At 61.2% G+C, this 24,751-nt stretch carries 20 protein-coding genes and 2 tRNA genes; 18 read left to right on the forward strand and 4 right to left on the reverse strand.

Annotated features, from left to right (window positions below; all coding sequences use genetic code 11):
* Window positions 1–103 precede the first annotated feature (103 nt).
* The gene (locus tag QP828_RS06445; RefSeq protein ID WP_274734057.1) at window positions 104–2,128 is read right to left on the reverse strand and encodes a M3 family metallopeptidase; all 2,025 of its coding nucleotides are present in this window, start codon (window positions 2,126–2,128) and stop codon (window positions 104–106) included.
* 189 nt (window positions 2,129–2,317) lie between these two features.
* Here QP828_RS06445 and QP828_RS06450 point away from each other — a divergent pair.
* Window positions 2,318–2,402 (forward strand) — tRNA-Leu (locus QP828_RS06450).
* 131 nt (window positions 2,403–2,533) lie between these two features.
* Window positions 2,534–2,911: a hypothetical protein gene (locus QP828_RS06455; protein ID WP_126134958.1), complete on the forward strand. Its 378-nt coding sequence runs from the start codon at window positions 2,534–2,536 to the stop codon at window positions 2,909–2,911.
* On the opposite strand, the gene QP828_RS06460 is transcribed toward QP828_RS06455, so the two are convergent.
* Complete coding sequence (locus tag QP828_RS06460) at window positions 2,908–3,864, reverse strand: aldo/keto reductase (protein ID WP_274734056.1); 957 nt, start codon at window positions 3,862–3,864, stop codon at window positions 2,908–2,910. The genes QP828_RS06455 and QP828_RS06460 overlap by 4 nt on opposite strands.
* A gap of 75 nt (window positions 3,865–3,939) precedes the next feature.
* Here QP828_RS06460 and QP828_RS06465 point away from each other — a divergent pair, with 75 nt between their 5' ends.
* The gene (locus QP828_RS06465; protein WP_274734055.1) at window positions 3,940–4,761 is read left to right on the forward strand and encodes an undecaprenyl-diphosphate phosphatase; all 822 of its coding nucleotides are present in this window, start codon (window positions 3,940–3,942) and stop codon (window positions 4,759–4,761) included.
* Window positions 4,762–4,884: 123 nt separating this feature from the next.
* Complete coding sequence (locus tag QP828_RS06470) at window positions 4,885–6,168, forward strand: hypothetical protein (protein ID WP_274734053.1); 1,284 nt, start codon at window positions 4,885–4,887, stop codon at window positions 6,166–6,168.
* 113 nt (window positions 6,169–6,281) lie between these two features.
* On the opposite strand, the gene QP828_RS06475 is transcribed toward QP828_RS06470, so the two are convergent.
* The gene (locus QP828_RS06475) at window positions 6,282–7,103 is read right to left on the reverse strand and encodes a RecB family exonuclease (protein ID WP_274734052.1); all 822 of its coding nucleotides are present in this window, start codon (window positions 7,101–7,103) and stop codon (window positions 6,282–6,284) included.
* 64 nt (window positions 7,104–7,167) lie between these two features.
* On the opposite strand from QP828_RS06475, the gene QP828_RS06480 reads away from it, so the two are divergent.
* From QP828_RS06480 to QP828_RS06505, 6 genes are all read left to right on the forward strand, one after another.
* A complete protein-coding gene (locus QP828_RS06480; protein ID WP_274734051.1) occupies window positions 7,168–8,283 on the forward strand; it encodes a tRNA (adenine-N1)-methyltransferase in 1,116 nt (371 codons plus the stop codon).
* A 94-nt stretch (window positions 8,284–8,377) separates the two neighbouring features.
* Complete coding sequence (gene arc, locus QP828_RS06485) at window positions 8,378–10,006, forward strand: proteasome ATPase (protein ID WP_274734050.1); 1,629 nt, start codon at window positions 8,378–8,380, stop codon at window positions 10,004–10,006.
* A complete protein-coding gene (gene dop, locus QP828_RS06490) occupies window positions 10,003–11,592 on the forward strand; it encodes a depupylase/deamidase Dop (RefSeq protein WP_274734049.1) in 1,590 nt (529 codons plus the stop codon). The genes arc and dop overlap by 4 nt, the downstream gene beginning before the upstream one ends.
* A gap of 111 nt (window positions 11,593–11,703) precedes the next feature.
* On the forward strand, window positions 11,704–11,883 hold the full coding sequence (locus tag QP828_RS06495; RefSeq protein WP_126134950.1) for a ubiquitin-like protein Pup: 180 nt from the start codon (window positions 11,704–11,706) through the stop codon (window positions 11,881–11,883).
* Window positions 11,884–11,897: 14 nt separating this feature from the next.
* On the forward strand, window positions 11,898–13,268 hold the full coding sequence (gene pafA, locus QP828_RS06500; RefSeq protein WP_274734046.1) for a Pup--protein ligase: 1,371 nt from the start codon (window positions 11,898–11,900) through the stop codon (window positions 13,266–13,268).
* Window positions 13,265–14,149, forward strand: coding sequence for an FKBP-type peptidyl-prolyl cis-trans isomerase (locus tag QP828_RS06505; protein WP_274736534.1), 885 nt, complete (start codon window positions 13,265–13,267; stop codon window positions 14,147–14,149). Before pafA ends, QP828_RS06505 begins: the two co-directional genes overlap by 4 nt.
* Here QP828_RS06505 and QP828_RS06510 read toward each other — a convergent pair.
* Entirely contained in the window at window positions 14,146–14,739 is a 594-nt protein-coding gene (locus tag QP828_RS06510; RefSeq protein WP_274734411.1) for a nucleoside/nucleotide kinase family protein, read from the reverse strand. The two genes, QP828_RS06505 and QP828_RS06510, sit on opposite strands and share 4 nt — an antisense overlap.
* Before the next feature lie 98 nt (window positions 14,740–14,837).
* Between QP828_RS06510 and QP828_RS06515 the strand changes: the two genes are divergently transcribed.
* The 8 genes from QP828_RS06515 to coaE all read left to right on the forward strand — a co-directional run bounded on the left by QP828_RS06515 (window position 14,838) and on the right by coaE (window position 24,702).
* Window positions 14,838–15,734, forward strand: coding sequence for a beta/alpha barrel domain-containing protein (locus tag QP828_RS06515; RefSeq protein ID WP_274734410.1), 897 nt, complete (start codon window positions 14,838–14,840; stop codon window positions 15,732–15,734).
* Window positions 15,731–16,753, forward strand: a complete 1,023-nt coding sequence (gene lgt / locus QP828_RS06520) for a prolipoprotein diacylglyceryl transferase (protein ID WP_274734409.1) — start codon at window positions 15,731–15,733, stop codon at window positions 16,751–16,753. Before QP828_RS06515 ends, lgt begins: the two co-directional genes overlap by 4 nt.
* Before the next feature lie 130 nt (window positions 16,754–16,883).
* On the forward strand, window positions 16,884–18,314 hold the full coding sequence (pyk, locus tag QP828_RS06525) for a pyruvate kinase (protein WP_126134945.1): 1,431 nt from the start codon (window positions 16,884–16,886) through the stop codon (window positions 18,312–18,314).
* A 219-nt stretch (window positions 18,315–18,533) separates the two neighbouring features.
* Window positions 18,534–18,615: transfer RNA gene (locus QP828_RS06530), tRNA-Leu, on the forward strand.
* A 211-nt stretch (window positions 18,616–18,826) separates the two neighbouring features.
* The gene (locus tag QP828_RS06535) at window positions 18,827–19,444 is read left to right on the forward strand and encodes an ANTAR domain-containing response regulator (RefSeq protein WP_274734414.1); all 618 of its coding nucleotides are present in this window, start codon (window positions 18,827–18,829) and stop codon (window positions 19,442–19,444) included.
* A 117-nt stretch (window positions 19,445–19,561) separates the two neighbouring features.
* Window positions 19,562–22,240, forward strand: a complete 2,679-nt coding sequence (polA, locus tag QP828_RS06540; protein ID WP_274734408.1) for a DNA polymerase I — start codon at window positions 19,562–19,564, stop codon at window positions 22,238–22,240.
* A gap of 193 nt (window positions 22,241–22,433) precedes the next feature.
* The gene (gene rpsA / locus QP828_RS06545; RefSeq protein ID WP_126134943.1) at window positions 22,434–23,918 is read left to right on the forward strand and encodes a 30S ribosomal protein S1; all 1,485 of its coding nucleotides are present in this window, start codon (window positions 22,434–22,436) and stop codon (window positions 23,916–23,918) included.
* A gap of 103 nt (window positions 23,919–24,021) precedes the next feature.
* The gene (gene coaE / locus QP828_RS06550; RefSeq protein WP_311373453.1) at window positions 24,022–24,702 is read left to right on the forward strand and encodes a dephospho-CoA kinase; all 681 of its coding nucleotides are present in this window, start codon (window positions 24,022–24,024) and stop codon (window positions 24,700–24,702) included.
* The last annotated feature ends 49 nt before the right edge of the window (window positions 24,703–24,751 follow it).

A 24,751-nucleotide genomic window follows, 5' to 3' on the forward strand; every position in this document is an offset into this window, starting at 1 on the left:
AAAAACGCGAGGCCCGAACCGCCACACAGTTCGGGCCTCGCGCCAACCCTCGCGCTCTTCGCGGAATCTCAGCAGAACCGCAAGAAGCAGCTAACCTCGGGGCTTAGGCTTCCACCAGGCCGTGCCGCTTGAGCAGCGCGGTGGCATCCACGTCCCGCCCCAGGAGCGCCGCGAAGGACTCCTTCGGATCACGGGAATTACCCCGCGAGAGGACCTCGCGGCGCAACTTCTCGCCAGCCTCGCGATTGAGGCCCAGATCGCCCTCCCGCGCGGCGTCGTGCTGGAACCACGCCACCGTATCCGCGTCCAGGGCTTCACACCAGGTGTAAGAGTAGTATCCAGCAGAATATCCACCGGAGAAAACATGGTTGAAGTAGGCGCTGCGGTACCGGGGCGGCACCAGCTCATGCTGGACACCCGTGGCTCGCAAAGCCTTCTCCTCGAAAGCTTCGAAGTCGGCGGGGCTTGCCGGGACTTCGGCTTCGCTGAGCCGATGCCATGCCTGATCGAGAAGCACCGCCTGCTCAATTTCGCACATGCGGAAGCCGGCACCGTAGCCGCGCGAGGCAACGAGGGCCTCGGTTTGGGCGGCGGGAAGGACTTCCCCGGTCTGGTAGTGGCGAGCGTAGCGTGCGAGTACCTCCGGATGCCGCGCCCAAATCTCGTTGACCTGGGAGGGGTACTCCACAAAATCACGCGGAACATTCGTTCCGGCCACCGAGGGCCAGCGCACGTCGGAGAGGAAACCGTGCAAGGCGTGCCCGAATTCGTGGAAAGCAGTTTCCACTTCGTCCCAGCTCAGCAAGGTGGGCTCGCCGGGAGCCGGCTTGGTGATATTGAGGTTATTGCAGATAACCGAAGCGGGGGATCCCTCCGCGGATTTTTGCACGATGGCGTGCATCCACGCGCCCCCGCGCTTACCGGGCCGCGCATAGTAATCACCCAGGAAGTAGCCAAGGAAGGTGCCGTCTTCTTCAGCAACCTTCCACACGACCACGTCATCGGTGTACCCGCGCTCTTCGGTCCGGGTGAAGGTCAGCCCGTAGAGCTTATTCGCCGCGTAGAAAACACCCTTTTCCAGCACGTTATCGAGTTCGAGGTACGGGGTAAGGGCCTCGTCATCAATGCTGAACTTTTCGGCGCGCGCCTGATTCTGGGCCCGCACCCAATCGCTGGCGGTGAAGGTGTCCTTACCCCAGCGTTCCTTGACGAAAGCGGCCAGCTCCTCAGCTTCGGCAGCAACGTTGCGGGCGATGGGCGCCATCATGGGGGAGAGAAGCGCATCGATGTTCTCGAGCGTCCCGGCCGAAGAATTCGCGGCCACGTAGGCGGCGTGGTTCGGGTAGCCGAGCAGCTTGGCGGCCCGAGCCCGCAGCCGCACCAGTTCCAAAATGGATTCGCGGGTATCGGTTGCCGCGTCGTGGCCGTCGCAGCGCCGCAGGGATGCCTCCAGGAGGCGGGCGCGAGCCGCGGCGTCGTCCAAATTATCCAGCAACGGCTGCTGCGTGGGAAGACGCAGCGTGGCGAGATAGGCGGCCGAGCTATCAGCCGCGGCGGCCTCCCCGGCCAGCCCCTCCCGCTGGGAAGCGGAAAGGCCGCTGAGCTCGGCTTCGGTGAATTCCACTGCGTCATCCAGACCGGCCTGTACGATACGCTGACCGATCTCGGTAGAGAGTTCGGCCATGCGGTTATTGATAGCCGCCAGTTCGCCCCGCGCTGCCTCAGCGAGCCCGGCACCGGACTGCTGGCAGCGCTTGAGGTGTTCGCGGGCGGTATAGGCGGTTTCGGGATCCAGGTCCGCCTCGCATAGCTGTTCAAAACGCCGGTACAACCGCGGATCCATATAGAGCGCGTCCTCGTGCGCGGTCATCTTCGGGCTGAGCTCGGCCTCCACGCGATCCCAATCAGCCCCGCCAATCGAGGAACAATAGGTGTAGAAAATCGAAGCTTCCACCTCGAGCTGCGCTCCGGAGAGCTCAAAGGGGCGCAGGAAATTATCAACGGTTGGCGCATCCGTCACCTCGAGAAGAGAGGCGACGACGCCGCGCTGGTGCTCCATCAAATCAAGGACCGTGGCAAGTTGGGATGCCGGGGTCACATGCGAAAAATCAGGTAAGAGAGTACTCATAGGCTTAACGGTAGCGGCCCGGGCCGAACAAGTACCAGCACGGCTCGCACGACAAGTACCGGCGTGGCCAGGCATAATCAGGCGTAAGTGGAATCACACCTCTGCGCGGGCCTGCGATTTGAAAAAGCAGGCGCGGGCCTGGTAGATTCTTCTCTGTTGCTCAGCACGGCGTGCTGAATGGCAATCACCGCGCGGGTGGCGGAATAGGCAGACGCGCTAGCTTGAGGTGCTAGTCCTCGTATAGAGGGTGGGGGTTCAAGTCCCCCTCCGCGCACGGTGAGAAAGCCCCGGAAAACACAAATTCCGGGGCTTTTCGCATGGCTGGGGTTCCCCGGCCCGGCCTGGGGAGAGGCTCGGTGCCGAAGAAGTTAGCGAATCGCGTGCCTTTCGGGGTATTCTAGGGCCATGGCTACGAATCCGCGCGCTGCGCTTGACCGTCTCATCGGTGCTTTCGAGGATTTCCACCAGGCGGCTACTACCGCTGATGACCCGGAAGCTCCGGCGGTGCTGGAAGCCGCCGATAAGCTGGCGGATGCTTACACCATTTACGATGACGTCATCTTCACGAATTTTGATGTCGAAACACCGCTGGATGTCTTCGATAGCGATAGCGAAGATTTTTACGAGGATGATGATTCCGAGGATTACCTCTACGACACCGATGATTACGACGATCTGGACGACGATGATGACGATTCAGACGATGATTACGATGACGATGATGAGGATTACCCCGGTCTCGATGACGAAGAAGACGACGACGCCCCCGCATCCCGTTCCTAAGAAATATCGTTGAGCGCCTCGATCACCAGATCGGGAAGTTCTTCACCACTCGCGAGGGTTCCCCCCAGCAGGCTTGTTAATTGACTGGCGGTACGTGCGCCCACCAGCGCCGCGCTTACGGGGGTGGATAGTATCCAGCCCAGCGCAACTTCTGCGGGATTCCAGTTCAAGCCGTCAGCGGCTTTCGCCACTGCCTCCACGATCCGGCGCGGTCCTTCGCTCAAATAGGGGGCCACAAAAGCAGCCAGGTGATCGGAGGCAGCCCGCGAGGTGGCGGGAATAGAATGCCGGTATTTCCCGGTGAGCACCCCGCGGCCGAGTGCTGAGGTGGCGAGCACCCCGATCCCCATAGCTTCACACATGGGAAGTGTGGATCTTTCTACACTGCGCTCCACCAGCGAGTATTCTTCTTCCACCACGGTCAGCGGAGGCAGATGGCGTTCCCGCAGCATAGTTTGCATAGCCGCCACCCGCCAGGGTTCATACCCTGATACTCCGATGTAGCGTGCTTTGCCGCGGGTTACCAGCCCGGCCAGGGCTAGTGCGGTTTCCTCATCCGGGGTCACGCCATCGGGGCCACCGGCTACGGCGATATCTACGGTCTCGATAGCGAGCCGGGAGAGCGAGGCGGCGAGGGAACGTTCAATACCGGCCCGCGACACGCTATAGCTCGGACCGCTCGGATTATCGAGGAAACCTACGCGGGTGCAGATGGTGAGCTGGGAGCGAGCGGCGTCGTCGCCAAAAAAAGAGCCGAGCAAGGAGCCGAGCAGTGCTTCTGCCGCGCCATCACCGAAAGCCGGTGAGGTATCTACGAGGGTGCCGCCCGCGTCGAGGAAAGCGCGCAATTGCCCGCGGGCCTCCTCCTCATCGGTATCGCGACCCCACGTGAGCGTTCCCAAGCCGAGAGCGGATACAAGAAGCCCGCTGGCACCAACTGCACGATAATCCATAGCTCCACTCTAAACCACTGTGTCAGCCGGACACCTCACCGCGCGCGCACGTCCCGCCCGCTATGCTTAGGCCCCGTGGGTTATCTAGAAGCAGCCATTCTTGGCTTTGTGCAAGCGCTAACGGAATTCTTGCCGATTTCTTCCTCGGCGCACATCCGGATTGTCGGTGATCTTTTCGGGTGGGGAGATCCGGGTGCGGCGTTCACCGCGATTATTCAACTGGGTACCGAAGCAGCGGTACTCTGCTATTTCTGGAAAGATATCGTGCGCATTATCCGGAAGTGGTTGTGTTCGTGGACCGGGCGGGTGGCGCGCACGGACGCGGATGTACGCATGGGCTGGGTGGTCATTATCGGCACGCTTCCCATTGGCATTCTCGGCCTTCTTTTCGCGGACACGATTGAAACATCGCTGCGCAATCTTTATATCACCGCGGCTGTGCTGGCGCTGTTCGCGATTTTCCTCGGGCTGGCGGATCGCTGGGCCAGCCAGCGCAAAGAGCTGCGCGATATGAGCTACCGCGACGGCTTGCTTCTCGGTTGCGGGCAGGCTCTCGCGCTTATTCCGGGGGTGTCTCGTTCGGGTGGAACGATTACCACCGGCCTGCTCCTCGGCTACACGCGCGAAGCTGCCGCGCGGGTCTCTTTCCTTATGGCGGTGCCCGCGGTGCTGCTCTCCGGTTTCTACCAGCTGGTCAAATACGCCGGAGACGCCTCGATTCCGGCCGGGCCCACGATTCTTGCCACGGTGATTTCTTTCGTTCTGGGGTACGCGGTGATCGTGTGGTTCTTGCGTTTGGTCTCCACGCGTTCGTACCTGCCCTTCGTGATCTACCGTCTTGGATTGGCGCTACTCGTGGTGGTGCTCTTGGGCGCCGGTACGCTCTCTGTTTTTTAACGACGACGCCGCGATGGCTCGCCTTGCACCGGTGTTCTCTGAGAGCTAGCGGCGTACTGGGTAAACTGTGCTTGAGTTCCTCACGTGGAGGACTCGCGACGTAGGAGACTAACGGATAACCAGATGGAGACTTGGACACGCCCGGAGGTACCACCACTGGGATTCACCCCGGACCTCAACCTTTACGATTCCGATAATGAGGAAATCTGCCGGGTAGAAACTCGGCAACCTACCCTCTATACCTGCGGTATCACGCCCTACGATGCCACTCACCTGGGGCACGCTTTTACCTATGTGAGCGCCGATACCTTGGTGCGGTACTGGATGGCGGCTGGCCTTCCGGTTCGCTACGCCCAAAACATTACGGATATTGACGATCCGCTTTTCGAACGCGCCGAGCAAACGCGGGTGGATTGGCGCGAACTTGCCGATTCTCAAATAGCGCTTTTCCGTTCCGATATGGATGCGCTGCGAGTTGTCCCGCCCGGGAAATGGATTGCGGTCTCCGAGATTTTGGACGAGCTGGAGGCCGTTGTGCGCGATTTTGAGGCTCGCGGTCTTACCTACCGTTTGCCCAATGGGGACGGCTCGGAAGATATCTATGTTGACCTCACCCGTGACCCGAGTTTCGCTGCCGCGCCGGTATTTGAGTATTTGGATCTCGAGCAGATTTTTGACGAGCACGGTGGGGATTCCACCCGGCCGGGCAAACGCCGCACCCTTGACCCGCTGGTGTGGAAGGGCGTGCGCGGTAATAATTTCCGACCCGCGGGGGAGAAACCCGGATTCTGGCGGCCGGGCTGGCACGTGGAATGCGCGCTGATTGCCCGCACCTACCTGGGAGAACATATCACCGTGCAGGCCGGTGGGCGCGATTTGCTGTTCCCGCACCACGAAATGAGCGAGAGCCATCTGCGAGAGATGACCGATGATCGCGGCCGGGTAGATATCCACTTCCATGTGGGTATGGTGGCCTACCAGGGCGAAAAAATGTCCAAGTCGCTGGGTAACCTGGTGCGGGTTTCGGAGCTGACCGCGGCAGGCGCGCACCCGAGTGCTATTCGCCTGGTTCTTTTGGCCAATCATTACCGCTCCGATTGGGAATACGAGGCGAGTGCGCTCCGGCGTGCCGAAGCCCGCCTGGAATGCTGGCAGCAGGCAGCCCGCAGTGCGCTCGCAAAGCCCGCGGCCGCTGCGAGCGCACCCGAAACTTCCGCTGCGCCAGCCACAACACCCGCGGAGTTAGCTCCAACGTGCCGGGCACTTATTGACGCTATGTCCGATGATCTGGATACTCCGCAGGCACTGCGCATCCTGGATGACTGGGCGGCAGCCGGGGCACCCGATACGGAACAGGTGGCCCGCGCCGTTGATGCACTCCTGGGGATTCGGCTTCTTACCCACTAACCGCAGAACAAGGGACAGGTGTTCGAGGCACCAGACCTGAGGCAGATGGCTCAGGTGTGGTGCCTGAGGGCGGGCCTGGTGCCCGAGGGCAGCACGGGCGATGCGGCACTGCGTTAACTATGTGCGGTGCGCATCTGCTCCACCCCCTCACTGCTGAGCTGCGGGGGAGTGCCGCCGAAGGCCGGGCAGATCTGCTGGAAATAGCACCAATCGCACAGCCGGGAGGTACGCGGTTCGAATTCCCCCGAATCCAGGCGCGCGGCGATGGCCCGCCAGGTTTCCTCTAAATCCATGGCGATACGCTGGGTATCTTCCGGAAGCGGATCATAGGTGAGGGTGCGTCCATCTTTGAGGTAGACAAGTTGGGTGCGAGCCGGGCGCTGCCCTTCCGTCAGCTCTAAAAGCAGGGCATAAAAGCGCATCTGGTACAGCGCTTCGTTCTGGTAGCGCGGGTGTGGTGACTTCCCCGTTTTGTAGTCAACCACGCGCAAGGCTCCATCGGGTGCCGCGTCAATTCGATCCACGATTCCGCGCAGCGCTAAACCGGAGGGCAGGCGGGCATTGATGAACTTCTCCCGATCCCGCGGCGCCAAAAAACGCGGATTCTCCATATGGAAATAGTTACTAATAAGAGCGCGGGCCTGCTCCAGCCATTGCGAGAGTGCATCCGCGGATTCGAAAAGATCGGCATCCTGAGGGGACTTTTCCAGGTGAGCTTCCCAGCGCGGCAGCAGGAGGGACTGGGCATATTCCTCGGTGCGTTCGTGCTGCGGTGCGGCGTATAGGTACTCCAAAACAGAATGCACGAGAGTGCCGCGTAGCGCGGCGAGGGAAGGCGCTTCGGGAAGGTGATCGACGCTCCGGAAACGGAAGAGTAGCGGGCACTGCTTGAAATCTTTGGCACGTGATGGTGATAGTGCGGCGTGACGAGTCATGATTCCACTTTAACAACTCGCTGCGACAGAAAAATCTGTCGCACGGACAAACTACACTGGAGGAATGACACTACGACGAGGCCCCTTCCGCCCCGGTGAACGCGTGCAACTCACCGATCCTAAAGGGCGGCATTACACCATCAATCTTACGGTTGATGGCTATTTCCAGTCCACGCGCGGTTCCTTCCGCCACAGCGAACTTATTGGACAAGAGGAAGGCAGCCTCATCACCACCCAGGAGGGCCGCGAATTCCTTGCCCTGCGCCCGCTCCTGAGCGATTACGTGCTCTCCATGCCCCGCGGTGCCACCATTGTGTACCCGAAAGATGCGGCGCAAATCATCCACGCCGCGGATATCTATCCGGGGGCGCGAGTTTTTGAAGCCGGGGTGGGCTCCGGCGCGCTCTCCATTTCGCTGCTCCAGGCGGTCGGCACCGAAGGTTTTCTTCTGAGCGCGGAACGCCGCCCGGAATTCGCGGAGATAGCGCAGGCCAATCTGGTGTCCTGGTGGGGGAAGCACCCGGATAACTGGCGGGTGGAATGCGGGGAGGCCGCTGATATTTTGGCTGCTCACCCGGCAGGTTTTGATCGCGTTATCCTCGATATGCTCGCTCCCTGGGAAATCATTCCGGCGGCCGCGCAGGCTCTGGTACCCGGCGGGGTTTTCCTCGCCTACGTTGCAACGACGACGCAGCTCTCCCGCTGCGCCGAAGATCTCAAAGCCACCGGACTTTTCACCGGCCCCGAGGCCAGTGAAACTCTGGTGCGTACCTGGCACTTAGAGGGACTCGCGGTGCGTCCCGATCACCGGATGGTCGCGCATACCGGCTTCCTCATTTTGGCGCGTCGGCTAGCCGGGCCGACCCGGCTAACTCCGGCATCCCGCCCGGCCAAGGGTGCCTACGCCGAACCTATGCCCTGGGAAAATAGCGAAGCTGCACCACTTCAAGAACGCCCGATTGCAGAAAAGAAACTGCGTAAAGTCCGCCGTGACCTGGCACACCGAGCCGACGTAGAAGAAAGCGGGGTATCTACTCCGGGGGAACATTCTCGCAAGATAGCTGAGAAAATCGCGGCGGAAATCGCCGTCCGCGAAGCCGAAAAACAGCGGCGAGCAGAGGAACTCCGGCAGGTGGAAACACAAGGGCAGGTGGAGGAATCCCGCCAGGTAGAGGACTAGTGGCCTAGCTTCGGGAGCGCCGGGGATGCTATATCCCGGGGTGGGCGGTAAGGTTGGCCTGTCCTAGAATAAAGGGACGATCAGAAAGGAAGCCATGAGCACATCGGAGTCGAGCGCGGCTCTTGCCGAAATCGCGTCCTTGCGTGAGAAAAATGAACGGCTTTCCACCTCGCTGGTCGCCGCCCGCAAACGGATCCAGGAATTGGGGGAGAAACTCGATTCCCTTTCCCGGCCGCCGGCTACTTTCGCCACCTTTATTCGCGGGCATTCTTCTGATCATTCCATTGACGCCCTCGTAGGCGGCCGAAAAATGAATGTGGCTGTGTCCCCGTATGTCGCCTTGGAACAATTACGCCCCGGCCAAGAAGTACGCCTGAATGAAGAACTCGTGGTGGTCGGCATCGGCGGCTACGAAAATACCGGGCAACTTGTGGCCGTGGAGCTTGTCCTGGATCCCCAGCGGGTGCTCGTGCGAGTGCACGCGGATGAAACAAAGGTGCTGCGCATTGGCGGGAAGCTCTCAGCCTCTAGCCTGCGGGTGGGAGATACCTGCATGGCGGATCTGAAAACCGGGTTCCTGGTTGAAAAAGTGGAACGGCCGGATGTCGAACACCTCTTACTCGAAGAGGTGCCGGATGTTTCTTACGCGGATATTGGCGGTCTGGATGCCCAGATTGAGGAAATTCGTGACAGTATCGAATTACCCTTCCAGCAACCCGAACTCTACCGAGAGCACGGCCTGCGCCCACCCAAGGGAATTTTGCTCTACGGGCCTCCGGGAACGGGGAAAACAATGATCGCGAAAGCGGTGGCCACCTCCCTCGCGGAGAATGCTGCGCGCGCCCAGGGGGTAGCCAAGGCATCCTCGTACTTCCTCAATATCAAGGGCCCGCAGCTTCTCGATAAATACGTGGGGGAAACCGAACGCCAGATCCGCGAAATCTTTTCGCGGGCCCGGGACCGGGCCTCCTCGGGTATTCCCGTTGTTATTTTCTTCGACGAAATGGAAGCCCTCTTCCGCACCCGCGGCTCAGGGGTTTCTTCCGATGTGGAAACAACCGTGGTGCCCCAACTTCTTGCCGAAATTGACGGGGTGGAACAACTTTCTAACGTCATTGTTATCGGCGCCTCCAACCGGGAAGATATGATCGACCCGGCTATCTTGCGGCCCGGCCGACTCGACGTGAAAATTCGGGTAGAACGCCCCGATTACGCGGGAAGCGTGGATATTCTCTCCAAGTACCTCACTCCGGATTTGCCCTACGCTCCGGCTGATATCGAAGCCTACGGTGGCGGGGCCGGAGCTGCTGCCCATCTGGCTCGCCTCATCGCGGATAGCGTTTTCGAGGCATCCCCGGAGAATCGATTTGTTGATGTCACCTACGCCTCGGGGCGGAAAGAAACTCTTTACCTTGCCGATTTTGTATCTGGGGCGCTGCTGGCAGGCATTGTTGATCGCGCGAAAAAGGCAGCTATCAAAACATATTTGACGAGCGGTGTGCGCGGCATTACCGCGGAACACGCCGTGGCCGCGGTCCACGCTGAAGCGCGTGATAGCTCGGAACTGGATCAGATCTCCAACCCGGATGAATGGGCCAAAGTCAACGGTAAAAACCGCGGGGAGCGAATCGTGGCGGTGCGGCCGCGCCAGGTTGATCCGGCATGCCAGGCCGACGCAAGTGCGCAGCCCGCACGCAACACAACGGGGAAGGAGTCACGGTGACAGCACGTCGAGTCATCGGCCTGGAAACAGAATTTGGGATTATGGAACCCGCTGCGCCGCGGGCAAATCCCGTGGTGCTCTCGGCCGATTTTGTAGAAAGCTACGGGCAGGGCGGGGAAGGAGCCGGCGCGCATGGCCCGGTGGCCTGGGACTACACCGGGGAAGACCCCCTCAATGACGCGCGCGGTTTCCGGATGAGCCGGGAGGAGGCGGATCCCTCTCAGCTCACCGATGACCCCGAACATCCCGCCCCGCCCGCTGGCGTCGTCGTCGTACCTAGTACGGAAGATGACGCAGAGCTGCGCCGCCCGCGCGCCGCCAACGCGGTCCTCACCAACGGCGGACGCCTCTACGTTGATCATGCCCACCCGGAATATTCGGCGCCGGAAACCGCAACTCCACGGCAAGCGGTGCTGTGGGACCGCGCGGGTGAACTCATCGCGCGGCGCGGCATGGAATTGTTGCGCGAGCGCGGGCGAGAATTTGCGATCTACAAAAACAATGTGGACGGAAAAGGCGCGGCCTACGGTTCCCACGAAAACTACCTGGTGGATCGGGCGCTACCTTTTACGGAAATCATCCGCTACCTCATTCCATTTTTCGTGACCCGGCCGATTCTGTGCGGCACCGGGCGCGTGGGGCTCGGCCCGCGCTCCGAACAACCCGGATTCCAAATCTCGCAACGCGCTGACTACGTGGAAAATGACGTCGGGCTGGAAACTACTTTCAACCGGCCCATTATCAATACCCGCGATGAACCCCATGCGGCCGCGCAGCGGTTCCGGCGCCTGCACGTCATCGGGGGAGATGCCAACCAATTCGACGTGTCTATCCTGCTCAAGGTCGGCACCACCTCGCTGGTGCTGTGGATGCTAGAACAGGATGCGGTGCCGCTCGGGCTGGAATCCGTCATCATGGATAATCCCGTGCCCCTCACGTGGACGGTATCCCAGGATCCCACCCTCTCCACCAAACTCGAAGTACACGAAGGCGAACCGCGCACCGCCCTGGAGATTCAGCAGATCTACCTCGATGCGGTGCGCGATGCGCTGGCCGAACACGGTGAGGTAGACCCGGATACCGCCGAGATTCTCGAACGCTGGCAAAACATTCTTGACCTGCTCTCCCGTGATATTTTTTCCGCCGCACCCCAGGTGGAATGGGTAGCGAAATACCAGATCCTCAACGAATTACGCGAACGCGGTGGGGGAAGCTGGGATTCGGATAAGCTGCGTGCCCTCGATGTCCAATGGCACGACCTGCGCCCCGAGCGCTCCATCGTAGCGAAGCTCCGGGCCGCGGGCCGGGTGGAGGAGCTGTTCTCGGAGGCGGAGATCGCCCACGCTGCCCGGCAGGCCCCGGGCTCCACCCGTGCGTATCTCCGCGGGCAGCTCATCTCCCGTTTTTCCGATCACGTGGCTGCGGCCAGCTGGTCGAGCGTGCTGCTACGCGATAGCACCGGCCAGCTTCATCGCCTCAACTTGCCCAATCCGAACGCCGCGAACGAAGCCGCACTGGGAGCTACCCTGACCGCCGCACACACGATAGACGACGTTATAGCCGCGCTCACCGCGGCGGGTTCCTAGGCGAAGTCGCGCCACCGCGCCCGGCCCGGCACCCTGCCCCGGCCGCGCACTCGGCCCGCAGCACCCGGCCACCCGTGCGCATATCACTACCAGAGAAGAGGAAAGGAAGAAATGTCCAGTCAAGAATTCCTGCAGCCCCAACGCCGTCAGGAAGAACACACCGAAGTGGAGGCCCCGCAGGCACAGAACCAAGATTTTGGTATTGATGCGCTGCTCGACGATATCGACGCCGTGCTGGAAAGCAATGCGTCCTCCTTCGTGCAAGGATTCGTACAGAAAGGCGGACAGTGATACCCCGTCGCGTTATGGGCATTGAGACCGAGTACGGGATCACCTGCGCGGCGCAGCGCGGTACACGCCCACCGCTGGACGCCGAAGAATCCGCACAGCGACTCTTCGCGCCGGTAGTTGCCGTGCATCGGTCCACGAACACTTTTCTAGAAAACGGGTCACGTCTCTACCTGGACGTGGGTGCACACCCGGAATATGCCACGGCCGAATGTGACAACATTGACGATCTCCTCGCGCATGACCGCGCCGGCGAACTCATTTTTGCGCGGCTCGCGAAACGCGCCAATGAAAAACTACAGGACGACGGCGTACCTGGGGCCATCCACCTCCTGAAAAACAATGTTGATTCAGAGGGGCATTCTTTCGGCTGCCACGAAAACTACATGGTGCACCGGCGCCCTGACTACCGCCAGCGCATTGCTCGGCTCATCCCCTTCTTCGTGACCAGGCAGATCGTAGCGGGAGCCGGTAGCCTGCACCGCGGGGAAGACGGGCAGGTTCGCTATGAGTTCTCCCAGCGCTCCCACCAAATGTGGGAGGCTATCTCTTCGGCGTCCACGCGGTCCCGACCCATGATCAACACCCGCGATGAACCCCACGCTGATGCGGAACTCTATCGGCGCATGCACGTCATCGTGGGGGATTCCAATATCTCCCAGGCAACAACCGGCCTCAAAGTTGCGGCCACCGAAGCTCTCCTCACCCTCGTGGAAGAAGGAGCTATCCTTCCGGACCTGGAGCTCGCCGACCCCATGCACGCCATCCGGATCACGGGCGCGGACCTATCGGGGCGGGCGAATCTGGAACTGGCCAGTGGTGGATTGACCGATCCGATTTCGGTACAGCAGCGGATGTACGAAGCCGCGCTGAACCACCTGGATCGGAAAGGATACCTGGCGGAGCTCGACCCCACCCGGCGCTATCTCCTCGAGCTGTGGGAGCGCGCCATTGACGCGGTGGAACGCCGTGATCCGAGCGCTATTGCCACCGAAATCGACTGGGCTGCCAAACTCGCCCTCCTCACCCGCTACCGGGAACGCACCGGGGCGAAACTCTGCGATACCCGCGTGGCACGCCTGGATTTGGCATATCACGATATTACCGAAGGAGGTCTGCGCGACCGGATGGAAGAATCCGGGCTTCTGCGCCGGGTTATCGCGCCCGCACGCGCCACCGCAGCGATGACGACCCCGCCGCACACCACCCGGGCCGCACTGCGGGGGCGTTTCCTGGCCGCTGCACGGCAAGCCCGGCGCGATGTGGCGGTGGACTGGTCCACCCTGCGCCTCATGGAGGCCAATGGGAATTCCAGTGCGGTCCTCAACGACCCACTCGCCACTGAAAACCCCGAGGTCGAGGCGCTTATCGAGGAGATCACCGCGTGAACTACCCCGTGCGATACCGAGCTATCTTGGCGGGCCTCGCGGTGGCCGCTACCGCGCTAGCGGGCTGTAGCGGCCACCGCGAGCCCGGCACCCCCGGAAGCGTGGATGTTACAGGTGCTTTCGGAGCTCCCGTGACCATCTCCGTGAGTGGAAATCTCCATGTTGACGGAGTGCGCCATGATGTCCTCATCCCGGGAGACGGGGTGGAACTGGCCGAAGGCAGCCCGGTCCTCGCTCGCATTACCTCCTTCGACTCGCGTACCGAAGCTCCGGTTGAAGGCTTTGCCACCGGCGGGATCACTCTCGCCACCGTGAGCCAAGCCGGAGTGGGGGAACTTGCCCCCTACATCAGCGGGCAGCGGGAAGGCAGCCGCCTGCTCATCCAGCGAGAAGAATTAGTTGCCGGAGATCCCGGTGCGATAGAAATCGTCATTGTCGATATTCTCTACACAAATGCACGCGGGGAGTCAGCGCCTCCACCGGCCACGCCGCCGGCCGGAATGCCGGGGCTAGCAAGCGGCGAAGGCGTGGCACCCGTGCTGACCGGGGGTGGCGGGCCCATTCCGGAATTCGCGGTGGTGCCGCTCGTGCTCGGGCGCGGTGAGCAGGTAGCCGCCTCGGACGAACTTGTGCTCAACTACTTCCTCGTGGATCCGAATGGGCAAACGGTTGATTCCAGCTGGACATCGGGGCCGGTGCGCGCGGCTATGGGCGATCTCATGGATGGAATGCGCAAAGGTTTAGTTGATCAGCGGGTAGGTTCGCGTGTCATGATTCTTATTCCAGCCAGCCAAGCCCGCGGAGATACCGACCTCGTTGCCATTGTTGATATTTTGGCCACGGGCCGGGCCCTCACCCAGATTCGTGCCGGGGCTGCCTAAGAGCCGCGTATCTGCACGTGTAGCTGCCCCGCATCCCAGCGCACCACCGCGTGTGCCAGGGCCGGGGCATCTCTTGTTGTGAGCAACGCACGCTCCTGGGTGGCCCACATATCCCACCAGCCACTCGGATCACCTTCGCGCTCCCGTACCCGAGCCAGCCGGAGAGAATCCTCACATTCCATCCAGATTGTTGCCGTGCATAGCGGGGCACAGGCCGCGGAAGCCGCCCCGCAACCTTCCAGCAGCAGCACCTCGGTGAACTGATCAGCCGGCACCGTTACCGGAGCATCGTAGCAGCTCATATACCAATTCCACGGTGTCACCCGCACGCTTTCCCCACTCAGAAAAGGCCCCAGAATCTCCCGGGCTACCCGCTCCACGCCACGGGCCAAGCCGTCCCATCCGGGTACGAAACGTTCCACCTCAAGAATCTCGACCGCCAGCCCGCTCTCCCGTAGTCGCGCCGCGAGGGCCCGCGATAGCTGGGTTTTCCCCGCCCCGCTGCGTCCGTCAATGGCGTAGATCCGCCTACCGTTCCCGCGAATCACCAGGGCTGCAAGGAGATCCAGGCCGTCCGCACCTTCTTTCATTGCTCCCGCCTATTCCTGCGTCATTTTTGTCATCCCGTGCGGGTACTCTATGTCATAACCGGCACGCGGAGCGAAGCTCACCGAGAGCGGGAGGCACAGTGGCATGGTTTATTGATGAGGTAGCACAGCGGGTGCGGGCCGCAGCTCGGCAGGTCCCGGACCAGGAGCGTGATGCGCTGCGGCGCGCCGTCCAGGCAGCTCCTGCACCGCGCGAGTTCTACCGTGCGCTCACGCCCAGTCCGCAGCGTCCCATCGGTGTTATCGGGGAAATCCGCAGCCTGGACGGAAACCCTGCCCCCGCCCCGGAATATATCGAAGCCTTTACGGAAGCGTTGAGCGGCGGGGGAGCGGCTGCTATCTCCGTGACCGCACCGGTTATCCCCGGAGGGCTTGGCCTGCCGGCGCTGCGCCGCGCCCGCGCCATCGGAGTGGGCCCGCTTCTCTACCGCGATGTCACTGTCTCCGCCGTGCAGCTTTTGCGGGCGCGCGCGGCGGGCGCGGATGCTGTGTCGCTTACCCCGCGCATCCTCTCCGATGTGGAACTCGAGGCACTGGTGGAACGCGCGCGATCCCTCGGCATGGAACCCTGCCTGGAAGTGGAATCCGAAAGTGACATAACTCGTGCGATTGGCTGCGCGGCGCGCGTCGTCGTCGCAGATTCGCGTTCCGTCACAGATTATCCGCAGCTTTTCGAGCAGTTGCCCTACACCTGCGTGCGGGTGGTGCGGCGCGGGGTGCGTAGTCCCCGAGATGTTTTCACCGCGGCGCGGCACGGTGCGGGGTGCGTTATCGTAGGGCGGGCCCTCCTCGAAACCGATGATCCGGTCGGGCTTGTGGCTCGCATGGCAACCGCGGGGCGGCATCCGGCCGCGCTGCTCATGGCCGAACGCATCGCGCACGTGAGCGACCATGCCGTTGACGCGACCGAATATACCGCCCAGGCACCCGGGCTCGGGCATCCGCCCCATGCCCACGCACAAGAAGGGACACGATGATACCAACAGCTATTCCGGCTCCCGAGCACTCCGAATGGGTGCTTTTCGAGACCTCCGCATTTTCCCTCTCTATCAAGTTCTACGCGATTGCTATCGTCATTGGGATTATCGTCGCGTATGCCCTGACGGAGCGGCGCTACGTTGCGAAGGGCGCGACCCGCGACGTCACGCTTTCCATCGCGCTATGGGCGGTTATTTTCGGGATTATCGGCGGGCGGCTCTACCACGTGATCACTGATTACCAGCTGTATTTCGGCCCGGGCCGTGATCCGTGGCGAGTCTTTGACCTGCGTGGCGGCGGCCTGGGCATCTGGGGTGCAGTTGCGCTGGGCGGCGTAGGTGCCTGGATCGGGTGCCGCCGCAACGGCGTCCGGCTCCTGCCTTTCGCGGATGCTCTTGCCCCGGGGCTTCTCATCGCCCAGGCCATCGGCCGCCTGGGTAACTACTTCAACCAAGAACTTTTTGGCGGCCCCACCGCACTACCGTGGGGTTTGGAAGTCGATGCCGCACACCGCCCGGCCGGTTTCCCACCCGACCAGCTCTTCCACCCCACCTTCCTCTATGAATCCCTGTGGTGCCTAGGTGGCGCCGTCGTACTCCTTCTCCTGGAAAAACGCTTCCACCTTGTGGCCGGGCAGCTTTTTGCCGCATATGTTATCGCTTACACTCTCGGCAGAGTGTGGATTGAAAACCTGCGTATCGATCCGGCGCACCTCGTTGCTGGTCTGCGTCTCAACGTTTGGACATCGCTTCTCGTTTTGCTCGGCGGGATCATCGCCCTCTTTATCCTGCGACGCGCCTACCTGCGTGATTCTTCTCGCGATCACGTGTGGTTGCGGGCCCGCCCCGAGCCGGAAACTGAGGGAACTGACATGTCGCAGAACGACGCCGCCGCTGCCGGCGCGGCCGCCGTCGTGCCCGAAAAAATGGAGACTCCCGGGGCCGCACGCGATAGTGATGCTGCCGCCGCGGCAAGCGAATCCGACGAGGGCGTGGGTAACCGCTCAGTGAACGGGTGACGCCGCTGCGCGAGCCGTGCGCTAGCGTAAAGATGAGCTCCGCTAGCGGGGCTTATAACGGTGCATATTTACCAGGACGAGTGCCTTGAGTCCCGATGGGGAAACAGGGCGCTCGGGTAAGATAGGAAACATGCGTAGAGCTAGAATTGTGTGTACGTTGGGTCCGGCTACGGATACCTACGATCAAATCCTTGAACTTGTTAAAGCCGGCATGAACGTGGCGCGTATTAACGCCTCCCACGGTTCGCATGAAGAACACGAAAAGCGCATTGATAATGTGCGCGCCGCCGCGAAGGAACTGGGTACCCCGGTTGCGGTACTCGTTGACTTGCAAGGCCCGAAGATCCGCCTCGGCCGTTTTGCCGAAGGCCCGGTCCAGCTGAACGTGGGCGATACCTTCACCATTACCACCCGCGATATCCCCGGCACGAAGGATATTTGCTCCACCACCTTCAAGGGCTTGGCGGGCGATTGCAACCCCGGTGATGTGCTCTTGATTGACGACGGCAAGGTTTCCGTGCGCGTTGTGGAAGTTGTGGACGGCACTGACGTGGTCACCCGCGTGGAGGTCCCCGGCCCTGTTTCCAATAACAAGGGTATTAATCTTCCCGGCGTGGCGGTGTCCGTTCCCGCCATGTCCGAAAAGGACGAAGAGGACCTGCGTTGGGGCCTCAACTACGGCGCGGATCTCATCGCACTTTCCTTCGTGCGTGATGCCAAGGATATTGACGATGTCCACCGCATCATGGACGAAGAGGGTATTCGCCTCCCCGTTATCGCCAAGATCGAAAAGCCGCAGGCGGTTGCCAACCTGGATGATATTGTCCAGGCCTTCGACGGCATTATGGTCGCCCGCGGTGACCTCGGCGTGGAACTGCCCCTTGAGCAGGTTCCGCTGGTGCAGAAGGAAGCCATTTCGCTGGCCCGCAAGCGCGCCAAGCCGGTCATTCTCGCCACCCAGGTTCTCGAATCCATGATCCAGAACCCGCGGCCTACCCGCGCTGAGGCCTCTGACTGCGCCAACGCCATTTTGGATGGTGCGGATGCCGTTATGCTTTCCGGGGAAACCTCGGTGGGTCTCTACCCGATCGAATGTGTGCGGACCATGGCCTCTATCGTTTCCTACACGGAGGAACACGGCCTGGAGCAGATCCCGCAGCTCTCTTCCCTGCATCGCACCCGCAACGGCGTTCTCACCCGCTCCGCGCTGGACATCGGTGAAGCGCTGGGCGTCAAGGCCGTTGTGGTCTTTACGGAAACCGGGCATACCGCCCGCCGCGTGGCCCGCAACCGTTCCCGCCTGCCCATTATCAACTTCACTCCCTCGGAGAAGGTGCGCAATCAGCTCGCCGTGCTGTGGGGTAGCGAAACCTACACGGTGGATCACTCCGCTGCCACCACGGATGAGATGGTGCAGCAGGTAGAAGACCGCCTTCTCGAACTGGGCCGCGCCCAGGTCGGTGACCGCGTGGTGATCGTGGCCGGGATGCCTTCGGGCGTAGCCGGCTCCACCAACACCCTGCGTGTTCACAAGATCGGTGAAGAAACGGGCGTTGCCTAAAACTCGCGAACTGCGCTAGGCGTGCCGGATGCGCGGCTAGCACAGGAAAGGCGAGCGGGTGCCTGCCGGCATAGGTCGGGCGGGCACCCGCTCCCATTCCAACTTTCTGCGTCACCTCATTTGAAATTTGGTGGCGGGTATGGTGAAATATTCTCTGCGTTTGCACAATCACCCGCGGTGATCCTGGTGATCCCGCTGGTAATGTCAGCACACGCGTAAGCTCCTGTGGTGGAATTGGTAGACACACTGCACTCAAAATGCAGCGCCGCAAGGCGTGAGGGTTCGAGTCCCTCCGGGAGCACCGCGGCGATAACCTTGAAGTTCGCTGGGAATCTCTGTCCCGGTGTTTGCTCTGCACCGCGCAGTCTGACAGCATGGTAAGGGGCGCGTGAATCCCGTTGCCGGTCATCATTCTCTCAAAGGTCAGAGAACACTTCAGTGTGGATGCAGGTGCAACATCGCACGCAGTACATTGGTTCAATCTATCCGGCATGCCGGTCGAAGGGGTCATGATGGCCAAGGACGCAGCGGCGCAATCCGCGGAGAACAAAGAAGCTATTCGGGTTCTTGTCGTTGAAGATGAAACTCTCATTCGCCTCGATATCGTTGAAACACTGGAAGATGCCGGGTATGAGGTTGTCGGGGAAGCTGGCGATGGCGAATCCGCTATTGAACTAGCCGGTGAACTCGAACCGGATCTTATTGTCATGGATGTGAAGATGCCGGGGATGGACGGCATTACCGCAGCGGATCGCATTCTGGAAGAACACCGCGTGGCCATCGTCATGCTCACCGCCTACTCGCAGCGTGACCTGGTGGAGCGCGCACGGGACGCCGGAGCGATGGCCTATGTGGTCAAGCCGTTCACGCCCGCTGATCTCATTCCCGCGGTAGAAATCGCGGTCTCGCGTAATCAGGAAATCGAAGCGCTCGAAAACGAAGTGTCCACCATGGCCGAGCAATTTGAAACCCGCAAGCGGGTGGATCGGGCTAAGGGCTTGCTGGAATCGCAGATGGGCCTGACCGAACCGGAAGCTTTCCGCTGGATTCAAAAGACCTCGATGGATCGGCGCCTCACTATGCGCGAAGTGGCCGATGCTGTGATTGAACAGGTAGGCGGGCGTAATTAGCCACCAGGTGCACGCATGGCGCGGCTGAGCTCGCGCTGATCATTCCATACTCGTGCAGCCAGGCGCTCACCGGATCTCCGGTGGGCGCCTGCTTGCTATCTCGCGTAGGCTAGAGGGGTGAGTGAAAAAAAATTCCTTCTTGTTGACGGCCATTCCATGGCGTTCCGCGCCTTCTATGCCCTGCGGGCAGAGAATTTCCTCACCGATCGCGGGCAGTACACCAATGCGGTTTACGGTTTCCTCTCCACCCTGCTTAAAATCATTGGTGATTACCACCCCGATTACATCGCCGTGGCCTTTGACCTGCCGGGAGGAACATTCCGCACCCGCGTCTATCCGGACTATAAGGGAGGCCGGGCCCCCACACCGGTAGAATTCGCCGGACAAATCGATGTTATTAAAAACGTTCTTGATGTCTGCGGCATTACCTGGCTTACCTATGAGGACTACGAAGCCGACGATATTATCGCCACCCTCTCGCGTCGCGCCGTAGAAGAGGGAGCGGATGTCTATATCGCCTCCGGTGACAAAGACTCTTACCAGCTCGTTGACGAGCACACCACCGTGCTCTATCCCATGCCGCGTTCGGCCATGCAGGCTCTCGACCCGGCCGGTATCGAAAAGAAAACCGGGGTGCGCCCCGAACGTTATGCTGACCTGGCTGCACTCGTGGGAGAGGGCGCCGATAATATTCCCGGAGTCCCCGGGGTCGGCCCGAAAACCGCGGCAAAATGGCTGGCCACCTACGGTGACCTCGATACTATTCTCAGCCGCGCGGATGATATCGGCGGAAAAGTTGGTACCTCTTTGCGCGAGCACCTGGATCAGGTTCGCCAGAATCGCTCCCTCAATACCCTCGTGCGTGACCTTCCTATCGGAGAGAACCTTGAGGAATTCCGCCCGCGCGGAGTGGAACGAGAAGCGTTACACGAGCTTTTTGACACTCTTGATTTTGACACTCTACGCGGGCGCGTCCTGGCAGAATTACCGGCACGTGACGGCACCACCGAAACCGATACGAGTGCCGGTTTTACCCTCACCGGCCTGGAGATCACCACATCCGGGGTACGCGAATGGCTCGCCCGGCACTCCGATGCGCCGGTGTACGGTCTTGAACTGGCGGGCCCGGCTAGTCCGGGTGCGGGGAGCGTGGAGGCACTGGCGATTGGAACGGCAACGGCCGCACTCCTGCTCGATACTCACACTATGAACGACGACGATACCGCCCAGGTGCGTGCCTGGCTGGAATCTGATGCCCCGAAGGTGGTGCACGGCGCCAAAGAAGCCTGGCATCGGGTGCGGGGGCAGGGCGTCGAATTGCGCGGCGTCGTACGTGATACCGTGCTGTGCGCCTACCTTCTCTATCCCGATCAGCGCAGTTATGACCTCGGCGATCTTGCGCTGCGGCACCTCGGCGTTGATTTGGGGGACGGGGGAGTGCTGCCCGGGCTGGACGGACAGGCCGATCCTTTGGCCGAGCGCGCCGCACTCCTCGGCCCGCTCTCCGATAAGTTGCTCGGGGAATTGAACATGCGCGGCGAGGATGGCGCTCTGCTCGACCTGGAAATGGACGTGGCTCGCACGCTCGCGCAGATGGAGGACACCGGTATTGCCGTGGATTCTCCCTACCTAGAAAAACTGCGAAAAGATTTCGATGGGCGCGTGGAAGCCGCGGCCCGGCTCGCTTATGATGCCATCGGCCACGAAGTCAATCTTTCCAGCCCCAAGCAATTACAGGGGGTGCTTTTCGAGGAACTCGGCTTGCCCACCACCCGGAAAACCAAATCTGGGTACACCACGAATGCGGAAGCGCTGGCCGATCTTGCGGTGCGCATCGCCGCGCGCGAGGACGATAAAGCCGTGGCCGGAACACAATTCCTCGGGGCGCTCCTCGAACACCGCGACGCCATTAAATTGCGGCAATCCGTCGAGGGCTTGCAGCGTAACACCCGGGCGGACGGAAAAATCCACACTACCTACCAGCAGGCGGTAGCTGCCACCGGGCGGCTTTCTTCTACCGACCCGAATCTTCAAAATATTCACGCGCGCACGGCCGAAGGTCTCCAGATCCGCTCTGCTTTTATTCCTTCCGAAGGCTATGCGGCGCTGATGACCGCGGATTACTCGCAGATCGAAATGCGGATCATGGCCTCGCTTTCCGGCGATGAAGCGCTGATCACCGCCTTTAACGAGGGCGAAGACCTGCATTCCTCGGTAGCATCCCTCGTCTTCGGGATTCCCGAAAGCGAGGTGAGTAGCGAACAACGTTCCCGTATTAAAGCGATGAGCTACGGGCTGGCCTACGGGCTTTCTGCTTACGGGCTTTCCCGTCAGCTCCATATTTCAGCCCATGATGCTCAAGAACTCATGGACGCCTACTTCGCGCGCTTTGGGAACGTACGTGATTACCTCGATTCCCTCGTGGCGAAAGCCCGCCAAGACGGCTATACCCAAACGCTGCTGGGGCGGCGGCGCTATCTTCCCGAGCTACGCTCCACGAACAGGCAGCTGCGCGAGGCCTCCGAACGCATGGCTCTTAACGCTCCCATCCAGGGCAGCGCGGCGGATATCATCAAGATCGCGATGGTGGCCGTGGTGGAAGCGCTGCGCGAGGCGGGGCTGCGCAGCCGAGTCCTCCTCCAAGTCCATGACGAACTTGTGCTGGAAGTGGCGCCCGGTGAGCACGAGGCAGCGGAGGAAATCGTGCGCCGAAAAATGGCCGGGGCAGCACAGCTGCGGGTGCCTCTCTCGGTGGGTGTGGGATACGGCCCAAATTGGCGCGAGGCCGCGCACTAGCCGCGCATTAAGTGCGCACCTAGCCGCGCACTAGATCGGGGCGCTCACACTCCGTAGCTTCAGGACCCGGATGCCTTGCATGAGCTAGGCTTTTCCGCGTAGTATGGAGAACTGGTGTGAGCACCCGCCACACTGGCCGATATCCATCGGTCCCAAGCAAATATTCACAATAGTGTCCGGAAGTTATCAGTTAATGACTAATACCACCCCCGAGTCTTCGACTCTCCCCGAGATTGCCGTCAACGATATCGGCTCCGAGGAAGAACTTATTGCCGCCGTCGATAAGACGATCAAGTACTTTAACGATGGTGACCTCGTCGAAGGAACCGTTGTCAAGGTCGACCATGACGAAGTGTTGCTCGACATTGGCTACAAAACCGAGGGTGTTATTCCCTCCAAGGAACTTTCGATCAAGCACGATGTCAACCCTGATGATGTCGTCGAAATTGGCGACCAGGTAGAAGCCCTTGTCCTCCAGAAGGAAGACAAGGAAGGCCGCCTCCTCCTCTCGAAGAAGCGCGCACAGTACGAACGCGCCTGGGCTGAAATCGAGAAGGTCAAGGAAGCTGATGGCGTCGTTACCGGCACTGTCATTGAAGTTGTCAAGGGCGGTCTGATTGTTGATATCGGGCTGCGCGGCTTCCTTCCCGCTTCGCTCGTTGAAATGCGCCGCGTGCGCGATCTGCAGCCCTACATCGGCCGCGAGCTTGAGGCGAAGATCATCGAACTCGATAAGAACCGCAATAACGTGGTTCTTTCCCGCCGCGCGTGGCTGGAAGCATCCCAGTCCCAGGCTCGTGGCGAATTCCTGCACCAGCTCCAGAAGGGCCAGGTGCGCGAAGGCTTCGTGTCCTCCATCGTCAACTTCGGTGCCTTTGTGGACCTCGGCGGTGTGGACGGCCTCGTCCACGTTTCCGAACTTTCCTGGAAGCACATTGACCACCCGTCCGAGGTTGTCGAAGTCGGCCAGCCCGTCACCGTGGAAGTTCTCGATGTTGATATGGACCGCGAGCGTGTCTCGCTTTCCCTCAAGGCCACCCAGGAAGATCCCTGGCAGTCCTTCGCTCGCACCCACGCGATCGGCCAGATCGTTCCGGGTCGCGTGACCAAGCTCGTTCCCTTCGGCGCTTTCGTGCGCGTGGAGGACGGCATCGAAGGCCTCGTCCACATCTCCGAACTGGCTTCGCGCCACATCGACACCCCGGAAGAGGTTGTCAAGGTGGGCGACGACGTCTTCGTCAAGGTCATCGATATCGATCTGGATCGCCGTCGTATTTCGCTTTCCCTCAAGCAGGCCAACGAAGGCGTGGATCCGAACTCCCAGGACTTCGATCCTTCGCTCTACGGCATGGCCGCTGATTACGACGAAAACGGCAATTACAAGTACCCCGAAGGCTTCGATCCCGAATCGAACGAATGGCTCGAAGGTTACGAAGCTCAGCGCGAGGCATGGGAGAACGAATACGCCCAGGCCCAGGCCCGTTGGGAAGCGCACAAGGCCCAGGTTGCTGCCGCGCTCGAAGCCGATGCTGCTGCCGGCGCCCAGGCTGCTGCCGCCGCAGAACCGGCCGCGGATATCCCGGCCAGCTACAGCTCCACTTCCGAACCGAGCGGCTCGCTCGACTCGGATGCGGATGAAGCTCTCGCGGCCCTGCGCGAGAAGCTGACCAACAACTAAGGCATACGCTACCGCTGGTAGCACCTAGTAACGCCGCCGGCGTGCCTCTTCGGGGGGAGCGCCGGCGGCGTTTTCTTTCCGCGGGACGCATTGTTAAGCTGGGATGGTGAAAGAATTAAGAGTTGGCGCAGCCAGCGCACAGCAGCTACGCACCTTCTCCTATCCCAGCGGGCGTGCCCTGCGGGTGGCCGTCTCCGGTGGAATCGGCGCCGGCAAATCCACGGTCACTCGCGTGCTGCGTGAGCGCGGCGCGCTTATTGCCGATGCGGACGCACTTGCCCGGGAGGTCACCGCCCCGGGTAGTTCAGTCCTCGCGCAACTCGCCACCGATTTCGGTTCGGGTATTTTAAACGACGACGGTGCCCTCAACCGCGCCGCCCTCGCCGCGCATATCTTCTCCAACCCGGCGGCCCGTCACCGGCTCGAAGTCCTCACCCATCCCGCTATCATCGCGCGGGCTCGGGAGATCCTCGCTAGCGCACACCCGGGCCAGCTGGCCGTTTACGATGTACCCCTCCTGGTAGAAACCCGCGGTGATCGCGAGGTCGATTGCGTGATGATCGTCTCCGCACCGGAAGAAAAGCGCCTGGAGCACCTGCGGGGCCGGGGAATGAGCGAAGCGGATGCACGGGCCAGGATGCACACCCAGGCTGATGATGAGGCCCGCCGGGCCCTCGCTCATATCTGGATTCATAATGCAGGAACACGTGAGGATCTGGAAAAGCTCGTTGCCGAGTGCGCGGATAGGTGGCTGGTGGCGCCGCAGGCGCCGGCGTCGTCGTAGAAAACTCAAGGTAAAAGCAAGTAAAAACGTGACCCGTTCCGTGTTTACT

The organism is Actinotignum sanguinis (assembly GCF_030230305.1).
In the GTDB taxonomy this organism is placed as follows: Bacteria; Actinomycetota; Actinomycetes; order Actinomycetales; family Actinomycetaceae; genus Actinotignum; species Actinotignum sanguinis.